Origin of the sequence: Marinobacter sp. HL-58, from assembly GCF_001314605.1 — a bacterium.
GTDB lineage: Bacteria > Pseudomonadota > Gammaproteobacteria > Pseudomonadales > Oleiphilaceae > Marinobacter.
On the sequence record NZ_LIHP01000001.1, the window covers coordinates 71,611 to 89,667 of the forward strand.

20 protein-coding genes are annotated in these 18,057 nt (G+C 58.9%); 8 read left to right on the forward strand and 12 right to left on the reverse strand.

Going from position 1 to position 18,057, the window contains the following annotated elements:
- Positions 1 to 7: 7 nt before the first annotated feature.
- Complete coding sequence (locus tag HLUCCO03_RS00310; protein WP_027829904.1) at positions 8 to 874, forward strand: phosphoribulokinase; 867 nt, start codon at positions 8 to 10, stop codon at positions 872 to 874.
- Here HLUCCO03_RS00310 and HLUCCO03_RS00315 read toward each other — a convergent pair whose 3' ends face one another.
- From HLUCCO03_RS00315 to HLUCCO03_RS00325, 3 genes are all read right to left on the reverse strand, one after another.
- A complete protein-coding gene (locus HLUCCO03_RS00315) occupies positions 875 to 1,732 on the reverse strand; it encodes a pirin family protein (protein WP_027829903.1) in 858 nt (285 codons plus the stop codon).
- A 138-nt stretch (positions 1,733 to 1,870) separates the two neighbouring features.
- Positions 1,871 to 2,662 carry an adenosylmethionine decarboxylase gene (gene speD, locus HLUCCO03_RS00320; RefSeq protein ID WP_027829902.1) on the reverse strand — a complete coding sequence of 264 codons (792 nt, stop codon included), beginning with the start codon at positions 2,660 to 2,662 and terminating at the stop codon, positions 1,871 to 1,873.
- A 197-nt stretch (positions 2,663 to 2,859) separates the two neighbouring features.
- Positions 2,860 to 3,282, reverse strand: coding sequence for an OsmC family protein (locus tag HLUCCO03_RS00325; RefSeq protein WP_027829901.1), 423 nt, complete (start codon positions 3,280 to 3,282; stop codon positions 2,860 to 2,862).
- A gap of 236 nt (positions 3,283 to 3,518) precedes the next feature.
- Here HLUCCO03_RS00325 and crp point away from each other — a divergent pair, with 236 nt between their 5' ends.
- Positions 3,519 to 4,160 carry a cAMP-activated global transcriptional regulator CRP gene (gene crp / locus HLUCCO03_RS00330; RefSeq protein ID WP_007153756.1) on the forward strand — a complete coding sequence of 214 codons (642 nt, stop codon included), beginning with the start codon at positions 3,519 to 3,521 and terminating at the stop codon, positions 4,158 to 4,160.
- 30 nt (positions 4,161 to 4,190) lie between these two features.
- On the opposite strand, the gene modC is transcribed toward crp, so the two are convergent.
- The 5 genes from modC to HLUCCO03_RS00355 all read right to left on the reverse strand — a co-directional run bounded on the left by modC (position 4,191) and on the right by HLUCCO03_RS00355 (position 8,735).
- A complete protein-coding gene (modC, locus tag HLUCCO03_RS00335; protein ID WP_197025624.1) occupies positions 4,191 to 5,270 on the reverse strand; it encodes a molybdenum ABC transporter ATP-binding protein in 1,080 nt (359 codons plus the stop codon).
- The gene (gene modB / locus HLUCCO03_RS00340; protein ID WP_027829899.1) at positions 5,267 to 5,947 is read right to left on the reverse strand and encodes a molybdate ABC transporter permease subunit; all 681 of its coding nucleotides are present in this window, start codon (positions 5,945 to 5,947) and stop codon (positions 5,267 to 5,269) included. Before modB ends, modC begins: the two co-directional genes overlap by 4 nt.
- Entirely contained in the window at positions 5,944 to 6,723 is a 780-nt protein-coding gene (gene modA, locus HLUCCO03_RS00345) for a molybdate ABC transporter substrate-binding protein (RefSeq protein ID WP_051603724.1), read from the reverse strand. The genes modB and modA overlap by 4 nt, the downstream gene beginning before the upstream one ends.
- 72 nt (positions 6,724 to 6,795) lie before the next feature.
- Positions 6,796 to 7,713: an alpha/beta hydrolase gene (locus HLUCCO03_RS00350; RefSeq protein WP_027829898.1), complete on the reverse strand. Its 918-nt coding sequence runs from the start codon at positions 7,711 to 7,713 to the stop codon at positions 6,796 to 6,798.
- 98 nt (positions 7,714 to 7,811) lie between these two features.
- A complete protein-coding gene (locus tag HLUCCO03_RS00355; protein WP_027829897.1) occupies positions 7,812 to 8,735 on the reverse strand; it encodes a sterol desaturase family protein in 924 nt (307 codons plus the stop codon).
- 131 nt (positions 8,736 to 8,866) lie between these two features.
- On the opposite strand from HLUCCO03_RS00355, the gene HLUCCO03_RS00360 reads away from it, so the two are divergent.
- Positions 8,867 to 9,880, forward strand: coding sequence for an AraC family transcriptional regulator (locus HLUCCO03_RS00360; RefSeq protein ID WP_027829896.1), 1,014 nt, complete (start codon positions 8,867 to 8,869; stop codon positions 9,878 to 9,880).
- Here the strand turns inward: HLUCCO03_RS00360 and HLUCCO03_RS00365 are convergent.
- On the reverse strand, positions 9,870 to 10,607 hold the full coding sequence (locus HLUCCO03_RS00365) for a glutathione S-transferase family protein (protein ID WP_027829895.1): 738 nt from the start codon (positions 10,605 to 10,607) through the stop codon (positions 9,870 to 9,872). The two genes, HLUCCO03_RS00360 and HLUCCO03_RS00365, sit on opposite strands and share 11 nt — an antisense overlap.
- 140 nt (positions 10,608 to 10,747) lie before the next feature.
- Here HLUCCO03_RS00365 and HLUCCO03_RS00370 point away from each other — a divergent pair, with 140 nt between their 5' ends.
- Positions 10,748 to 11,497, forward strand: a complete 750-nt coding sequence (locus HLUCCO03_RS00370; protein ID WP_027829894.1) for an META domain-containing protein — start codon at positions 10,748 to 10,750, stop codon at positions 11,495 to 11,497.
- Here the strand turns inward: HLUCCO03_RS00370 and HLUCCO03_RS00375 are convergent.
- Positions 11,472 to 12,329, reverse strand: coding sequence for an ABC transporter substrate-binding protein (locus tag HLUCCO03_RS00375; RefSeq protein WP_027829893.1), 858 nt, complete (start codon positions 12,327 to 12,329; stop codon positions 11,472 to 11,474). The genes HLUCCO03_RS00370 and HLUCCO03_RS00375 overlap by 26 nt on opposite strands.
- 182 nt (positions 12,330 to 12,511) lie before the next feature.
- On the opposite strand from HLUCCO03_RS00375, the gene HLUCCO03_RS00380 reads away from it, so the two are divergent.
- From HLUCCO03_RS00380 to HLUCCO03_RS00390, 3 genes are all read left to right on the forward strand, one after another.
- The gene (locus HLUCCO03_RS00380) at positions 12,512 to 13,612 is read left to right on the forward strand and encodes a M14 family zinc carboxypeptidase (protein ID WP_027829892.1); all 1,101 of its coding nucleotides are present in this window, start codon (positions 12,512 to 12,514) and stop codon (positions 13,610 to 13,612) included.
- Between the two features lie 2 nt (positions 13,613 to 13,614).
- The gene (locus HLUCCO03_RS00385) at positions 13,615 to 14,349 is read left to right on the forward strand and encodes an alpha/beta hydrolase (RefSeq protein WP_027829891.1); all 735 of its coding nucleotides are present in this window, start codon (positions 13,615 to 13,617) and stop codon (positions 14,347 to 14,349) included.
- 90 nt (positions 14,350 to 14,439) lie between these two features.
- A complete protein-coding gene (locus HLUCCO03_RS00390) occupies positions 14,440 to 15,057 on the forward strand; it encodes a glutathione S-transferase family protein (protein ID WP_027829890.1) in 618 nt (205 codons plus the stop codon).
- Positions 15,058 to 15,081: 24 nt separating this feature from the next.
- On the opposite strand, the gene HLUCCO03_RS00395 is transcribed toward HLUCCO03_RS00390, so the two are convergent.
- Entirely contained in the window at positions 15,082 to 16,188 is a 1,107-nt protein-coding gene (locus HLUCCO03_RS00395; protein ID WP_036197039.1) for a GGDEF domain-containing protein, read from the reverse strand.
- A 218-nt stretch (positions 16,189 to 16,406) separates the two neighbouring features.
- Between HLUCCO03_RS00395 and HLUCCO03_RS00400 the strand changes: the two genes are divergently transcribed.
- Complete coding sequence (locus HLUCCO03_RS00400) at positions 16,407 to 17,021, forward strand: DUF4202 domain-containing protein (protein WP_027829889.1); 615 nt, start codon at positions 16,407 to 16,409, stop codon at positions 17,019 to 17,021.
- Between the two features lie 154 nt (positions 17,022 to 17,175).
- On the opposite strand, the gene trpC is transcribed toward HLUCCO03_RS00400, so the two are convergent.
- Positions 17,176 to 17,997 (reverse strand): indole-3-glycerol phosphate synthase TrpC, encoded by an 822-nt coding sequence (gene trpC / locus HLUCCO03_RS00405; RefSeq protein WP_027829888.1) that lies wholly within the window; start codon positions 17,995 to 17,997, stop codon positions 17,176 to 17,178.
- Positions 17,998 to 18,057 lie beyond the last annotated feature (60 nt).

The following is an 18,057-nucleotide window of genomic DNA, read 5'->3' on the forward strand; positions in this document are numbered from 1 at the left end:
AACAGTTATGTCAAAACGCCACCCGATCATTGCGGTTACCGGTTCATCCGGTGCCGGTACCACCACCACCGGCCGGATATTCAGCCGTCTTTTCGCCGGTGAAGGGCTCAGGGCAGCCATGGTCAGTGGCGACAGCTTTCACCGCTACAATCGCGAGCAGATGGCTCGTCTGGCCGCCAAGGGCCAGTTTGGTGAGCGCAACCATTTTGCCCTGGCGGCAAACCACATCGACAAGCTGGAGGCATTGTTCTACGACTACGGCCACACGGGAAACGGACAATTCCGCCAGTATGTGCATGATGAAGACCGGCAGTTGATAGAGGCCGGCCATAAACCCGGCACCTTTACGCCCTGGGGGCCGCTGGCCCCGGATACCGACCTGCTGTTCTACGAGGGTCTGCACGGCGGGGTCGTCAGCGACGCTTACAACATCGCCCAGTACGTCGACCTGCTGGTTGGCGTGGTGCCCATCGTCAATCTTGAGTGGATCCAGAAAATCCACCGCGACACCAACAAGCGCGGGTATTCACAGGACGCAGTGGTGCAGACCATCATCAACCGGATGGACGATTACGTGCACGATATTGTCCCGCAATTTACCCATACCCACGTGAACTTCCAGCGAATTCCGCTGGTGGATACTTCCAATCCCTTTGTCGTCCGGGATGTGCCTACGGAAGACGAGAGCCTGATTGTCATCCATTTTCGCGACCCCTCGGATGTGGACCTTCCCTACCTGCTGCAGGTGATTGCCGGCAGCAGCCTGTCCCGGCATGACACTCTGGTCATTCCCGGGACCAAGCTGTCCCTGGCCATGGATCTGATCATGCGCCCGCTGGTGCTGGAGCTGATGGCCCGCAAACCTTTCGCCTGATCAGGCGGTCAGGCGCCCGTCGCGGTAATCCCGCAGGGTCTGCTCGATTTCCTGGCGGGTGTTCATGACAAAGGGACCATACTGCACCACCGGTTCGCGAATCGGCTTGCCGGCGATCAGCAACAGGCGGGCACCGTTTTCACCGGCTCCGATCCGTACGCTGTCTCCCGGCGAGAGGATGCTGGCGGCGGAGGCCTGAAGGGCCTGGGAGCCTGCGTCCGATACCAGTGATGCCTCGCCCTCGTACAGGTAGAGCATTGCGTCAAGCTCCGTGCTGACTGGCAGCAGAGTTTCCTTGCCGGGGCCCAGGTGAATATCCGCATACAGCGGGCGGGTACTGCCTCCAGTCACCGCACCCCGGTGTTCCTGCCCTTCAACCGTGATCTCGCCGGCAATCAGTTTTACCAGGCCGCCGTCCACGGTGATGGCCGGAATCTCCTCCGGCTGGATGTCCCGGTAACCGGCAGGCTTCATCTTCTCTGCCGCGGGCAGGTTGAGCCAGAGCTGGAAGCCGCGCATCTGCCCGGATTCCTGTTGCGGCATTTCCGAATGCACGATGCCGCGACCGGCGGTCATCCACTGAACGCCTCCGTTCCTGAGGTTGCCCCGGTTGCCCAGGTGGTCCTCGTGGAGCATGTGGCCTTCGATCATGTAGGTGACCGTCTCGAAGCCCCGGTGAGGGTGGGACGGAAACCCGGCGATGTAATCCTGGGGCTGGTCGGAACCGAATTCGTCCAGCATCAGGAACGGATCAAGGCGTATGTTCTGGTGCTGGCCGATGGAGCGCTTGATGCGCACGCCGGCGCCGTCGGAGGTTTCCAGGGCAGGGATGGTCTGTTTCAGTGATCGCAGGGGCATGGCGTAGTCCTCCTCAAAGGGTCTAACGCCTATTAAACGCCTTTGAAGGCCCGGGAATAAACCGGAGAATTCTGGAGAGGGACATCAAAAAAACTGAAGAATCGGTGATGGCGGGCCACCACCGATGCCGGGAGTCAGTTATTCCACATTGCGGGAGTAGAACATTTCCAGCATTTCGCGCTTCAGACGTTCTTCAATGGAGCGGGCCTCTTCCGGGTCCAGGTCGCTGGCATTGACCCCGAACACGTAGTTGTCCAGGTTGAAGTTCTTGAGCATCATCTTGGTGTGGAACAGGTTTTCCTGGTACACGTTGACATCGATCATCTGGTAGGCGTTGCGGGTATCCTCGGTCAGATAGTTCTGGATCGAGTTGATGTCGTGGTCAATATAATGCTTGGTGCCGTCCACATCGCGGGTAAAGCCACGCACCCGGTAGTCCACGGTGACCACGTCGGAGTCGAAGCTGTGGATCAGGTAGTTCAGCACCTTCAACGGTGAGATCAGGCCGCAGGTAGACACGTCGATATCCGCCCGGAACGTACTGATACCCTCGTAGGGGTGGCTCTCGGGGTAGGTATGAACGGTGACGTGGCTTTTGTCCAGGTGGGCAACAATGGCATCCGGAAGCGGGCCGGGGGACTCTTCGTTGTCCGGTTCTCCGTCGCTGAGTTCATGCTCGGCAATCAGCATGGTGACAGAGGCGCCGTGTGGCTCGTAGTCCTGGCGGGCAATGTTCAGAACGTTGGCACCGATGATCTTGACCACGTCGGTCAGGATCTGGGTCAGGCGCTCGGCGTTGTACATCTCGTCGATGTAATCAATGTAGGCTTCACGCTGTTCTTCGGTCTGCGCATAACAGATGTCGTAGATGTTGAAGCTCAGTGATTTGGTCAGGTTATTGAAACCATGCAGCTGTAGTTTGGTTTCCATGTTCAGCCCCCCCAAGTGACTGGAGATGAGTGTCAGTGGTCATGCCTGTTTTCTGCATGCCACCAAGGCCGCCACCGATAACTGACCGGGATGTTTACCATTTGCGCAGACCGGCGGAGAGGGTGCGTATTATGCACACCGACCCATGATTTGGGTAGAGTTCACCGCAATATTGTAGCATCCGTATTTGTCCCTGCTCAGGAGGCTTCGCGGATCTCGTGGCTGTGGGTGATTTCCACGCCCGCTTTCTCCAGCATGATGGAGGCGGAACAGTATTTTTCCGCAGACAGGCTGACTGCCCTTTTTACCAGGTTTTCCTTCAGGTTGTTCCCGGTGACCACAAAGTGCAGGTGAATGCGGGTAAAGACCGCAGGCACGGCATCGGCTCTTTCCGCTTCCAGTTCGGCATGGCAGGCGGTGACGTCCTGACGGCTTTTCTGCAGGATGCTCATGACATCAAACGAAGAGCAGCCGCCCAGCCCCATCAGCATCATTTCCATGGGGCGGGGGCCCAGGTCCCTGCCACCGTGATCCGGTGGGCCGTCCATCTGCACAGCGTGGCCACTGCCACTGGTTGCCCTGAAGGCGGCGTCGCCAGTCCAGTCAATGGTTGCTTTCATCTGTTTTCGTACTCCCGATGGGATATAACGTGCAATGGGCAGGGATGCTAGCATATCCCGCAGAGCCCGGCAGCCCCGCAAAAAACAGTTCCGGGTAACTGGTCTATACTGTTTCAGGTTGCCGAAACGGGGCCTTCTTGTTATAAGTTGCGTTTATAATGAATAAACCCGCACGGAAAGCAGGGTGAATAAAAACATCAGGATCCCGCCAGTATTAAGGAGGCATGACTCGCACTATGGCCACTATCGTCAAGCCGGTTGAGCAGAAAACCAAGCATCTGGACTATTTTCTTTCGCAATGCCATCGCCGGCGTTACCCTGCCAAGAGCACCATCATCTATGCGGGGGATAAAAGCGATTCCCTGTTCTACATCGTCAAAGGGTCCGTTACCGTCATCATCGAGGATGACGACGGGCGTGAGATGATCATGGCCTACCTGAACGCCGGGGATTTTTTCGGTGAGATGGGGCTGTTCGACAACATGGATTCGCGCAGCGCCTGGGTGAAAGCCAAGACGGAATGTGAAGTTGCCGAAATCAGCTACACCAAGTTCCGGGAAATTGCCCAGCAGGATCCCAGGGTGCTGTATTTTATCGGTGAGCAGATGGCCTCCCGCCTGCGCCAGACAACCCGCAAGGTGGGGGATCTGGCCTTTCTGGATGTAACCGGGCGTGTTGCCCGCACCCTGCTTGACCTGTGCAAGGAACCGGATGCCATGACCCATCCGGACGGCATGCAGATCAAGATCACCCGCCAGGAAATCGGCCGCATTGTCGGCTGCTCCCGCGAGATGGTTGGCCGGGTTCTCAAAACCCTCGAAGACCAGGGGCTGGTTCGGGTCAAGGGCAAGACCATGGTGGTCTACGGTACCCGCTAGTGGCTTTGCCCGGTACCAGTGGTGGTCGGGCTATTCGACGATCGCCACACTCTTGATCTGCAGGCAGACATCCATGCCGCGCTCGAGGCCGAGCTGGTTCACCGCGCGGCTGGTAATCCGGGACAGGAAGGAAGTCTCCCCCGCCTGCAGGCGGACAGTGGCCATACCGGGGCGCTGCTCGGCGGCGATATCCATGACCCTGGCCGGAAGCAGGTTCTGGATGCTCTGGTCACGGTTGGCAGCCAGGGCAATGCTCACATCTCTTGCCAGTATCTGCAGTCTCACCTGGCTCCCGGGGCCGGCTGTTCCGTCGTCCCGCAGCCAAAGGCTGCCGCCATCAAATTCCGCACGACACAGATGCCACCGGGAGTCCTGTTCCCGGATGGTGGCCGTGACGATCACGGCTGCATTTTCCTCCAGTGCGAACGGCTGGTCGGGGCGGGCCAGTGTTTCCTGTAAACCGCCCTCGGCCACCACCCGGCCCTGATCCATCATGACAATGTAATCCGCCAGCCTGGCCACCTCCGCGGCGGAATGGGACACATAGACAATGGGAATGTCGAGGCTGTCCCGCAGGGTTTCCAGATATGGCAGTATGTCCCGCTTGCTGGCCTGGTCCAGTGCCGACAGGGGTTCGTCCATCAGCAACAGCCGGGGGCTGGTCAGCAGCGCCCGGGCAATGGCCACGCGCTGGCGCTCGCCACCGGACAGGCGGTCCGGCCTGCGGTTCAACAGCTGCGAGAGTCCCAGCCAGTCGATCACCTGCTGCGGATGAATCCGGCGTTGTGCTGCCGGTGTACGGCGGTAACCGTAGTTCAGGTTGCCATTGACCGTCAGGTGCGGAAACAGGCTGGTTTCCTGAAACACATAGGCCAGTGGCCGTTTATGGACCGGCAGGCTGGTGTTGGTGTCCATCCAGGTGTCGCCGTTGACGGTCAGCTGGCCAGTGCATTGCTGCAGGCCGGCAATGCAGCGCAGCAGAGTGGTTTTGCCGCAACCGGAATGGCCGAACAGTGCTGTCACACCGTGACCTGGCAGGTGCAGGTCAACATCCAGCTGGAAGCGGTCGAATCCGGTCCGGAAATGGGCGAGGATTGCTGTCGCTTTCATGATTTCAGGTTCCCGTTGTTCAGGCGCCCGTTGATCAGGTAGAGGGTCAGCAGCACCAGGAAGGAAAACACCAGCATGCCTCCGGCCAGCAGGTGGGCCTTGCCGTATTCCAGGGTTTCCACATGGTCATAGATGGCCACCGACAGCACCCGTGTTTCGCCGGGAATATTGCCGCCGATCATGAGCACCACACCAAATTCACCCAGGGTATGGGCAAAGGTCAGCACCGCTGCGGTTAGGAAACCGGGACGGGCGAGGGGAATCACCACGGAGAAAAAACGGTCCAGCGGGGAGGCCCGCAGGGTGGCGGCAACCTCCAGCATGCGTTCGTTGACGGTGGAAAATACGTTCTGCAGAGGCTGCACCGTGAATGGCAGCGAATAGATCACCGACGCAACCACCAACCCGGCAAAGGTGAAGGGCAGGGTGCCAAGCCCCAGAGTATTCGTCAGCGTACCGACAATGCCGTCCGGGCCCATCAGTAGCAGCAGGTAAAACCCCAGTACAGTGGGCGGCAGAACCAGGGGCAGGGCCACAATTGCCGCCACCGGTTGCCTGAGCCAGTGGCTGCTGCGTGCGAGCCACCAGGCGATGGGGGTTCCTATGACCATCAGCAGGGCGGTGGTAATGCCGGCGAGTTTCAGGGTCAGCCAGACGGTTTGCCATTCCGGGCTCATTGACGCTCCATGGGTTGTTCGGTCGCTTGCGGGATATCGTAGCCGTATTGGCGGATAATGTCCCTGGCTTCGCTGCTGGCGAGGAAGTCCAGCCAGGCGCCGGCAGCGTCGTTGTCCAGGCCCCGTACCAGCAGGATGGCCTGCTGTGAGATAGGATCATGAAAGCGGTCGGGTACGTCCCAGCGGGCACCACTCTCATGGTCATCACGAAGCTGTGCCTGTGCCACGAATCCCGCGTGTGCATTACCTGTGGCCACAAACTGGAACGTCTGGGCAATGGATTCTCCCCTGACCAGTTGCTTTTCCAGGCTTGCCCAGAGGCCGAGATGTTCCAGGGTTTGCCGGGCAGCCAGGCCATAGGGTGCGGTGCGCGGGTTGGCGATGGCCAGGCGCCGGAAGTCACCGGCCTTGAGGAAGGTTTCAGGGTCTTCGAACGCCTGCGTGTCGGGGCTCCATAGCACCAGCTTGCCCTCGGCATAGGTGAAGCGCGTTCCGGGTACCCCGAGACTGTTTTTCTCCATCAGCCGCGGCCGCTCCTGGTCCGCGGCGAGAAATACATCGAACGGTGCCCCATGACGAATCTGGGCGTAGAGCTTGCCAGTAGAGCCGTAGCTGATACGGGTGTTATGTCCCGTCTTGTCTTCGAACCGCGCAGCGAGGCTTTCGGCGGCATCGTGAAAATTGGCAGCAATCGCCAGCCTGACCTCCCCTGCCAGTGCAGTTCCGTTGGACATTAGCAGGCTCACGGCCAGTAATGAGCGAATGGTGACCTTCATGGACAGGGCCCGGTTCCGTTGGATGATGAATGCTCCTGATCATAGCGCCACTGACCGCCGGGCGTCATGTGCTCAGGGCCCGGAAGTGGTTTTCCCGGGGAGACAGTGCAGAATATGGTTCCATACTTCGTCGGCATTGGTTTCGTTGACAAGTTCATGACGGGCGCCGGGAAACAGCCTATCCGAGGCAACGTTCAGGCCCGCGGCTCTCAGGTCGGTGACATGCCGGCTGAAGCCGCGCCCCATTTCCCCGACCGGATCGCGGTCCCCTGCAAGCAGGTGAATGGGAAGATCCCTGCGCCAGGTTGCCGGAGAGAGTTCCAGCATGCCACTGATGAAATCGGACCAGAGGCCAACCGTGCAGGGAAAACCGCATAACGGGTCTTTCAGGTAGCGATCCACCTGCTGCGGGTCGCGGCTCAGCCAGTCGTGACTGGTGCGATTGGGGGCGAACGCCTTGTTGAATGCACCAAAGGTCATGCCATCAATCAGCCGGCTGTGATGTCGTTTGCCGCGCAGCAGTCCGATTGCCTTTACCAGTGCCAGCGAGACCCGGAGCCTGGGCCGATTGATGCGATTGGTGGCGCAGAGGATCAGGTTGTCAATCTGGTCGCCGTATTGCTGGGTAAAGCCCTGGGCAATAAACGATCCCATACTATGCCCGAACAGTGTCAGCGGAAGATCGGGAAACTGCCTCCGGGCATGAACCACCAGTTGTTGCAGGTCGTCCACTACCATTTGCCAGCCCCGGCTGTCGCCGTAGTGGCCAAGGTCGCTATCGGGGCACTGCGGCCCATGGCCCCGGTGCTGGATGGCCAGTACCGCTATCCCCTGCTGGTTGAGCCATTGGGCCAGTGGCTGGTAGCGCGCCGCATGTTCGGCCATGCCGTGGGCGATCACCATCACTGAGGTGGGGTTATGTGGCACCCACGACAGGAATGGAATCCGATGATGGGTCGGGCTGTTGATGAAGCTTTCCTGCAGTTCCATGTTTGCTTGGGTCCGGGCTTTTTGTTGGCGTAACCGGAGTCTAGCGGGAAAACGCGTCCGGGTATGAGACAGACCCTGAAAAAACCGCGTTTGTGCCCTTATTCCGGATCTCTGTCCCATTCCGGAGGCTTCCACAGGTGTTTCAATCGTGACGTCAGCCCACCGGGCCTTGCCATGGCCCGGAACAGGTCCACGTATTCGTGGGTCCACAACACCAGCAGGTTGCGGGAGTGTACCGGGCGGGTGATGCCATATTCCGGCGGAGCCTGTTCGTCTTCGGCCACGAAGGTGCTGAACAGCCGATCCCAGATAATCAGGGTTCCGCCGTAGTTGCGGTCAATATAGCCGGGGTTGCGGCCGTGGTGGACCCGGTGGTGGCTGGGGGTGTTGAATACCCCCTCCACCCAGCGCGGCAGCTTGCCGATAAGGGTGGTATGGATGAAGAACTGGTATACCAGTGACAGGGCATAGGCAATGCCTATCCACACAGGATTGAAACCGATAAGCGCCAGCGGCAGGTAGAACACCCACATGCCATTGAAAATGTTGGTGGCATTCTGGCGCATGGCAGTCGAAAAATTCATTCGCTCCGAAGAATGGTGCACCACATGGGCGGCCCAGAACCAGCGTATGCGGTGACTGGAACGATGCATCCAGTAGAAACAGAAATCGACGCCCAGGAAGGCCAGAAAACCGGTAACCCAGTTCAGTTCCAGGTTCAGAATCCGGTGGTGATGCAGAAAGGCGTAAACGGGGAAGGCGATCAAGCCGGCAAACAGCAGTTCGGTGATCTGGTAACCGGCGCCCAGGGCAAAGTTACGGAAGGCCTCGGGCACATTCATGCGGGCGGGATCATGACGAATGCGCAGGTATTCCCAGAGGGTGACGACAATGAATACCGGCGTGGCAACCAAGAAAATCAGCTGCCTTTCATCCAGCGCCAGCCAGGGGGCCACGGTTTCCCAGAGCGGCAGCAGGCCGCTGCCTTCCAGTACCGCCACCATCATGTCCGTTAACGCCATGCCGAATCCTGTACTTATTGTTGATCCGGCTTCAGTCTGCTCCATTCATTCTGATAAAAATTGACAATTCATGCCACTGAATTGATCATCGACGCCAAAAGGGCAGGGGTTTTTATGATGGAGAACAGGCTGTGGCCAGTGTCATACGGGTAACCGGCGCCTGGACCGGTCTGTTATCAGACTGGCTGGATCGCGAGGAACTGGACGCCGGCCCGTTGCGGATGTCGCTGGCGCGGTGGGCGTCCCGGGACAGTGTGCCGGTGCCGGTATGGCGGGATTTGCTGTCCCGGGGGCTGGCGCTGGTGCCCCGGCGTATTGCTCCTGAGCTGGAGGTGGGCGCCTGTGTGCTGCCAGGACATCTGGGCGTACTGGGTTACCTTGTGCTTGCCTCGGATACCCTGGGTGAGGCCATGCTTGCATACCAGCGCTATGAAACCCTGTTTTATGGCACCACCCTCGCGGAGATCGAGGTAATCGGTGACGAGGCCGAAATGCGCTGGCCACCCTCGGAAAACGAACTGGGCCAACAGGCAGATGGTGCAGCGATTTCCGCCCTGGTGACGTTCATGCGCCGCCAGATAGAGGAGCCACCCCCGCCTTCGGGGGTGAGTTTTCTTCAGAGCGTTGATGGGGAAACGGCCACGGCGTACGAAGCGTTCTTTGGTTCTCCGGTGACCTGGAACGACACTCATGTGCGGGTGCGGTTTCCATTGCATTACCTGAGCCTGCCCATGCCCCGGCGGGATCCAACCCTGAGGGAACTGCTGGATCGACAGGCCAGGGCGTTGTTGCGGGCGTTGCCGGGGCATTCCGGCGACAGTTCCGGCACCGACCGCCAGTTACAACAGGTACTGCTTAAACTGCTTTCCGACGGTGAGCCGACCCTGGCGCGAGCGGCCAATGCCATGCATATGTCACCCCGCACCCTGCAGCGGCGACTGGCACGGCACCAGTTAACCTGGCAACAGTGGCTGGACCGTGGCCGCGAGCAACTGGCCGGGCAGTACCTGTCGGATCCGTCGCTGACACTTACGGACATTGCCCTGCTGTTGGGTTTCTCCGAGCAAAGCGCCTTCACCCGTGCCTACCGCCGATGGACGGGTGATTCTCCGGGCAGGGCACGCCGCCAGCAACTCAGCGATTAGCGGTATACACCTGCTCCAGTGTCTGAATCTGTGGTTGCCACTCATCCAGCCACACCTTGATGTCGCGGGGAATTCTGGCCGCCTTGGGCCAGGGTACCGGATACTGTTCCGGCTGGAACATGGGGGCGAGGAGAGCAGCGGCAGCGAGATCGGCGCGGGAGAATCGATCGCCCACCAGGTAAGGTTTCTTGCGGTAGATATCGGCCAGTTCGGTCAGGTAGGCCTCCATGGTTTCCCGTGAGCGTTCCGAAGTCTTCTCGTTGATTTTCATCCAGTTGCGCATGATCTCATCGACACGGCTGAACGCCAGTTTCAGCAGAATCCGGTTGTAGAAGGGCGTGCCCGCCGCCAGCATGGGCACCACTACCTTGGGGCGCTGCAGGAAATGATGATAGGAGTAGCAGCGCACGGCAGGCCCCAGCTCGTCGTCCAGTCGCTGCTCCCAGGCCAGTGCAGCCTCGCGGTTTTCCGGGTCAGCTGGTGTCAGCGGGTTTTCGGGAAAGGTTTCATCCAGGTAGTCGATGATCTCCTTCGACCCCTGAACCCGGTGACCGTCATGATCCAGGACCGGCACCGAGGATGCTCCGCCGGTGAGTGTGCGGATGGTTTTGACATGCTGACCGGGCAGCAAATTGATGGTTTCGTGGTTCAGCCCTTTGTAATCGAGTGCCCAGCGAACCTTTTCGCAGTAATGTGATATCGCAAACTGGTAGAGTTTGATGGCCATGGTGCAGTCGTCTCCGGCGTAATAATGGCCCAAGCGTAATGCTTTGAGGCAGGAAATGGTAACCACTGTGCATTAAAATCGGGGCTACCCGACATTAACTGCTGTAATGGCAACAAACCTAAAGGAACAGGAAACCGACAATGAATGGATTCGCCCGCACCATTGTGCCCGCTTTGGCTATTCTCGCGCTGATAGCCGGCTGCTCGTCAACCGCCGGCAGCAAGGATAATACCGACGCAGACAGTCCGGCCCCGGGGGCCATAGACTTGCCGTTCACCGCTGCGGGAAACGAACCATTCTGGCGAGCTACGGTTGAACAGGAACAGTTGGTGCTTGAGCGCATGGGGGAAAGCCCTGTCGAGCTGCGTTATAAAACCACCCACAGCGATGCAACAGGCCGTACTTTTAGGGCCGAGGCTGATGGTCTGCAGGTGACCCTGGCGGCAGCCCATCAGCTGTGTATTGATTCGATGACCGGTATGCCCCATCCCAATCAGGTTCGTCTGAACGTCAATGGAGAAGAATTCCGGGGCTGCGGTGGAGACCCGGAGCAGCTGCTGCGGGGTTCGGAATGGACCGTCGAGTACATTGACGGGGCCGGTGTTATGGACGACTCCCGCATTACCATCGATTTCCTGGCGCAGCAGCGGGCAGCGGGGCATGCCTCCTGCAATCAGTTCAGCGGCGGCTGGAAACTCACCGGCGAAGGCCTGGGCTTTTCCCGTTTGATTACCACCAAGAAAGCCTGTGCCCCGGCATTAATGGACCAGGAAAGCCGTTTCCTGGCATTGCTCTCAGACACCGCGCGGTTCGAGATCGGCAAGCAGGGTGAGCTACGGCTGATATCCCGGGATGGCCGGGTGATTACGGCATTTCAGTCCACTGAGTGAGCCCGTAGTTATCCAGAATCTTCTGGAGCCTGCCGTCGGCAAGCCGTTGGCGTGTTCCTTCTGAAAGCAGCTCCGCCAGCTTTCCCGCATCCTCCCGGGCGGGGGAGAAAGCGACAAAGGCATCGGATTCGCTGACCAGCCCCGCCTGCCGGGGCCGGGAGGTCAGCCCCCGTTTGCTCCCCGCCCACCAGGCCATGACATAGGTATCCTCAACAAAGATGTCCGTACGATCCTGCTCCAATAGTTCGATCGCCCGGTTCAACGGTGAAGGCCCTGAAATTACCCAGATTTTCTCCTGATCGGTCAGGTTCTGCTCGATATAACGATCCAGTTCGCGGGTATACGAGTAACCGTTGATCACCAGCAGTTGCTGGCCCTGGAGTGATTCAAGGCCATCGTAGGCCCAGCTGTTGTCCGGGTGGGTATACAGCGCAATGGTCGAGTGGCCCTGGGGCACCTCCGGGAAGACGAAATCCGGGGCATCGGTTCTGAAGGCGCCGACAACCGCATCCAACTGGCCTTCACGGGTCATCTGCAGGGCTCTTGCCCAGCTGACGTTGATGTACTTCACCGCGTAACCGGCCTCGGCGAGGATTTCCCGGGCAAGGTCCACCATGTATCCCTCGTGATCAGCGCCGGCTTCACAGTTGTGCGGGCACCAGGGATCCGCGGCTATAACGATGGTATCGGGTTCGCTGTGGCTATCGATAATGCTTGCGGAGGGCTGGGTGCCGCCGGTAGTTTCCGCAACCGCGGTGGCCGTGTCGCTGTCTGGTGGGGAGCAGCTGGAAAAGACCAGTACTACAAGCAAAATGCAGATGAGTCGGGACATGATGGTTGTCCGGGGCACCGCGGGCTGCGGCTACAGCTTAATCATAGCGCCAGGGCCATGAACTTGCCATCTGCTTGTATCAGTGCGCCATCCCGTGACATGGCGGCTGATTGAGGCCTGTTGTCAACGAACTGAAGCAATTGGGCGGTAGCTTGAAGGGTTGTCTGAGCCCGGAGATTGTCATGACCGAATTGCGAGATCTAACCCGACATTCCGCTATCCCGTCGGAGCAATCCCGGCGCAATAGCCGCCAGCGGAATCTGCTGCGAACGTTTTTGCCGGAGATGGTCCGGCTGGAGCGGCTGCTGGCGGAAGCGCCCGATAGGGTGTCCGTTGACACCCTTGCGCGGGTTACCCTGAAAGAGCTGGATCTTCCGCTCTACCGGGTTGATCTTGGCAGCGATGCCCCCGACGCTCCGGTGGTTTTGCTGGTTGGTGGTGTCCACGGGCTCGAGCGGATTGGCAGCGAGGTGATCATGGCCTGGCTGAGCAACCTCCTTGCCAGGATTTCCTGGGATGTGCATCTTCAGGACCTGCTTGCGAAAGTTCATATTACCCTTCTGCCCATCGTCAATCCCGGGGGCATGTACCTGAATCAGAGAAGCAATCCCAACGGAGTGGATCTGATGCGGAATGCGCCCATAACGGCCCAGGACCGCAGCACCTTTCTGCTGGGCGGGCAGCGGTTTTCACCGCGTCTGCCATGGTTCATCGGTGATCCGGAGCAGGGGATGGAGGCGGAGAACCGGGCACTCGAGGCAGTGATTTCAGAGCTTTTGCCCGGTCGGCCTTTCAGTGTGGCCCTGGATTGCCATTCCGGTTTCGGCTGGCAGGACCAGATCTGGTTTCCCTATGCCTATCGCCGCCGGCCCATGAGGCGGATTGCGTCGGTCATGGCCCTGAAACTGATCTGGGAGCAGGCCTGGCCACACCACCAGTACCGTTTTGAGCCCCAGTCCCGTCATTACCTGACCCACGGTGACCTGTGGGACTATTTCTACAAGAAGATAAACCGGAGCGGGGGTGGCACCTTCATACCTCTTACCCTGGAGCTGGGTTCCTGGCGCTGGGTCAGGAAGCGCCCCAGGCAGTTGCTGCGCCTGGACGGCTTTTTCAATCCCCTGGTGCCTCATCGTCATCGCAGGGTGCTGAGAAGTCATATGGCTTTTATCGATTTTCTGGTCAGTGCCGCTGCCAGCCATGAAAACTGGTTGCCGGGGGGCAGCGAGGAGTCCATGCTTAAGGAAGCCGCAATTGCCCACTGGTACAGGGATCATCATTGACGATGCACTGGATTCTGTTGCGTGGACTTACCCGGGAGCAGGCACACTGGGGTGAGTTTCCACAATTGCTGGCAGATGCGTTTCCGGGGCAGAAGTTCCATCCGGTGGACCTGCCGGGTACGGGGGTACATTTCAATGACCCCTGCCCGGACAGTATTGGCGCCATCCGCGAGAAAGTCCGCCACAGCGTCCGACACATCCCCGGCCCCTACAGTCTGCTGGCGCTTTCCATGGGTGGAATGGTGGCGCTGGACTGGGCCCAGCATGCGGCGGAGGGAGAAATCCAGAACCTGGTGCTGATCAACACAAGTTCCGGCTTCAGTGCGCCCTGGCGCAGGATGAAACCGGGAGCCTGGCCCCGTATCGCTCGATTGTTGTCCCGCCGCGAACTGTTCCATCGTGAGGCCGATATCCTGCGGCTGAGTTGCAACGGGCCAGTCAGCCTGGACACCATGAAGCACTGGTACCGTATTCAGCGTCAGCGCCCGGTCAGTTTCAGGAATGCTTACGCCCAGTTGAAAGCGGCCGCCGCTTTCAGGCCGCAACCGGATCGACCAGTACCGGATGCCCTGTTGCTGGCCAGCAGGGGTGATCGCATTGTGCACTGGAAATGCAGTGAGGTGCTGGAGCAACGCTGGCAATGGACATTGAAAGTGCATCCCACAGCCGGCCATGATCTTCCCCTGGATGACCCGGAATGGATCGTTCGCCAGATGGAAAGCTGGTTGCCCCGGTGATCGCAGTTGCTTGACGCAACTGTTCTTCCGCGTCAGTCTCCTATACGCTTTATCACTGTTTACCCAGGATGATGTATGGAGCCACTGACAATGAAAATATTCGAGACCAAGACCGCCCCGAATCCTCGCCGGGTGCGCATGTTTATGTCGGAAAAGGGGCTGCTGGACAAGGCAGAGTTTATCGAGATCGACCTTCTGAAAGGCGAGAACCTGACGCCGGAATACACCGCCAAAAACCCGATGAAGAAAGTCCCGGTGATGGAGCTTGACGACGGCACCTGCATCGCTGAAACCATGGCCATCTGTCGCTATTTCGAGGAAAGCTACCCGGATACGCCGACTCTGCTCGGGGACACGCCGCTCGAGAAGGCCCTGGTAGAACAGTGGCTGCGCTGGATCGAGTTCTCCTTTTTCATGCCCACCGGCATGTGTTTCCAGCATACCAGCGGCTACTTCAAGGACCGCATGAATCCGATCAAGGAATGGGGGGAAGAGTGCCGTACCACCGTGGAAAAGTTCATGCACTTCCTCGACAAGCAGCTCGAGGGCAAGGAATACATCTGCTGTGACCGCTTTACTGCCGCTGACATCAACGCGTTTACCACCGTGGCCTTTGCCCGGGTTGTGGACATCCGCATCAAGCCTGAGCAGACCAACCTCCAGGCCTGGTATGATCGCATCAAGCAGCGCCCCTCCGCCCAGGTTTAACTGGCGGAGCGGGATCGGTCGCAGTCACTGAGCGGCCACTTCCACCCGATTACGCCCTCTGTGCTTGGCCTGGTAGAGGGCTTCATCGGAACGCTTTGTGATTGCTTCAATGGTGTCGCCCTGCTGAAAACTGGCCACACCCAGGCTGATTGTCTGATGGATGTGGTGATTTCCGGCTGCAATGGCGGAGTCAGCCATTGCAGCCCGGAGCTTTTCTGCAACCTGCAGGGCGCCCCGGCTGTCGGTGTCTGGCAGCAAAACCAGCAGTTCCTCACCGCCCCACCGGCAGAGGATATCCTGGCGCCTCAGGGCATTTCCCAGCCTCCTGGCAGTCTCCTGGAGCACCATGTCCCCGATACCATGGCCATAGGTATCGTTTACCTTCTTGAACAGGTCCAGGTCTCCGAGGATCAGGCTGAACGGTGTGCCGGCCCGCTGGGCGTGGTCCAGTTCGTGATTCAGCAAGGGCCAGATGGCCCGGCGGTTGAGCAGCCCGGTCAGCTGGTCTGTCGATGCCATTTCCCCGAGCCGCTGGCGGGCTTCAAATTCGCTGGCGAGAATCCTCCGCAGGGCTTCCATCACGATCATGCCAATCAGCATCATCATCAGTGGGTCGAAGAACAGCGGCAGGATAGCGGTAAAGGAAATGCCCAGGAAAACCACCGCCGCGGCGAATACTGACAGGGGCAAGAGAAAAAGCAGCGCCCATTCCCGGATTCCCCGCACCGCCAGTACCGAAACCCCGAAGAAACTGATCACCAGGCCATTGCTGATCTGATAGAGTCCCGAAATCGTGTTCTGCTGGTATAGCAGCAGCATGGACAGGATCATGGCCATGACTGAGAGCCCCATTAACCGCAGAAAATACCGGCTGGGCCAGCGGCAGCGACCTGAATAGTGCGTCAGCAGTGTGAGGGATGACATCAGAATGACAGGGAGTCGTAAAAGGAACTCAGTTGCGAAGAATTCGGAACTGTGGATATTACGCAACGGATGGGAGAACTGGTAGATGACCACGGTAATCAGCAACAGCCAGGCCGCCACCAAAGCAACCTTGTCTTCCAGCGCCTGCAGGTGGGCCTCATAGGCCGGAAGCCACTTTTCCGGTATCGCTGGCCCTGACAGTCGCATACTCGAACTACTCATCAGATTGTTGAATAATCTCTCATGAATCTTTACGGAACCATATGCACAAAGCAATGAATTAAAGTGCGTACCTACATGGGGGGGCAGTTGAGCAACGGGACTGCCATTGGTGGTAGAGAGACGCTCTCTGGCGCGCTAGACTGGGCGCCATCTTCCCCGATTTCCGGCGGTTTTTCATTTCAGGAACAGGCGATTGGCCCACTATGACAGAGTCCCGGCAATTACAGTGTGCCCTCGAGGCAATCGACAAGGCTAATCAGGCAGACCCCAACGTTGAGCGGTTTGGTGAGGATCTTCTGCCCAAGGAATATGCCTATAGCCTGCATATGACCCGCTGGCTGCACGAACTTGAGCCCGAACCCTCTGAACGCATGCAGATCGCCTGCCGTGCCCAGCACATCGAACGCTGGACCATGCCCCGCAGCGATTTCCCCGAAGGGCGCAAGGCCTATTACGAGTGGCGCCAGGCCTGTGGCCGCATGCATGGCCGCCGGGCGGCGGAGATCATGGCCGGATGCGGTTATCCGCAATCGGAATGCGACCGGGTGGAAACCATTCTGACCAAGCGGGAATTGCGGAAGGATGAAGATACCCAGTTGCTGGAAGATGTGGCCTGCATGGTATTCCTGGAGCGTTACTTTGCGGATTTCTATGAACAGAAGGCCGATTATGACCGGGACAAATGGCTGCGTATCGTGCGCCGGACCTGGGGCAAGATGTCGCCGCGAGGGCATCAGGCGGCTCTGAAGCTGGCAGAAGGGATGCCAGCGCATTTGCTGGCGCTGCTGCAGGAGGCCCTGGCTGAGCCTGAGGGCTAATTTGGTGCGGGCACGTCGGCAGGATCAGGGTTTCAAAATACGCTGTAAATACGTCCCTGTACGCTTGGGCTCCGCCATCCATGGCTCCGCACAATTTTGAAACCCTGATCCCGCCGCCGTGCTCGGGCCGCGGGGGAATCCTCTCACGGGTCAGTCACTGCTCGGGAAAGAACAGCTCTTGAAGTTTCTTGCCAGGTTCTTCCGCCCGCATAAACGACTCGCCCACCAGAAACCCGTAAATGCCTCGGTCAGTCATAATCTCCACATCAGCCCGGGTCATAATGCCGCTTTCGGTGATGGTCAGGCGGTCAGCAGATATCCGTTCGTGCAGATCGAAAGTGGTGTCCAGTGACACCTCGAATGTGTGCAGGTTACGGTTGTTGATGCCCACCAGGGGGGTCTTCAGCGTCAGTGCATCGGTCAGTTCCTCGCCGTCGTGTACTTCCACCAGCACGTCCAGACCTATCTCGTGGGCAATGCCTTCCAGTTCCTGCATCTGGTCTTTGGTCAGGCAGGCGGCGATCAGCAGGATGCAGTCCGCACCGATGGCCCGGCTCTCATAGACCTGATAGGGCGCAACCATGAAGTCCTTGCGGATGACCGGCAGGCTGCAGGCAGCCCGGGCGGCTTTGAGATAGTCCTCGTGGCCCTGGAAGAAGTCTCTGTCGGTGAGCACCGACAAACAGGCGGCACCGCCTTTTTCGTAACTCTCGGCAATGGCTTCGGGCACAAAAGGGTCGCGAAGGATGCCCTTGCTGGGGGAGGCTTTTTTGATCTCGGCAATGACTGCCGGTACCCGCTGTTCGATTCGGGTACGCAGGGCGTTGGCAAAGCCTCTGGCTGCGGGCTGGTCGCCCGCCATGGCTTTCAGGTCTGCAATTGAAACCTTGCGTTTGCGCTCGTCGATTTCCTCCCACTTCCGGTCAACAATCTTTCGTAGAATGGTGGGTGTCTTGTCCAAATGTCTGTCAGTCATATCTTTTGACTCTGGTGCCAGAGTGGTCGGGGCATCACCTGCCAAAACACGCCCGTAAAT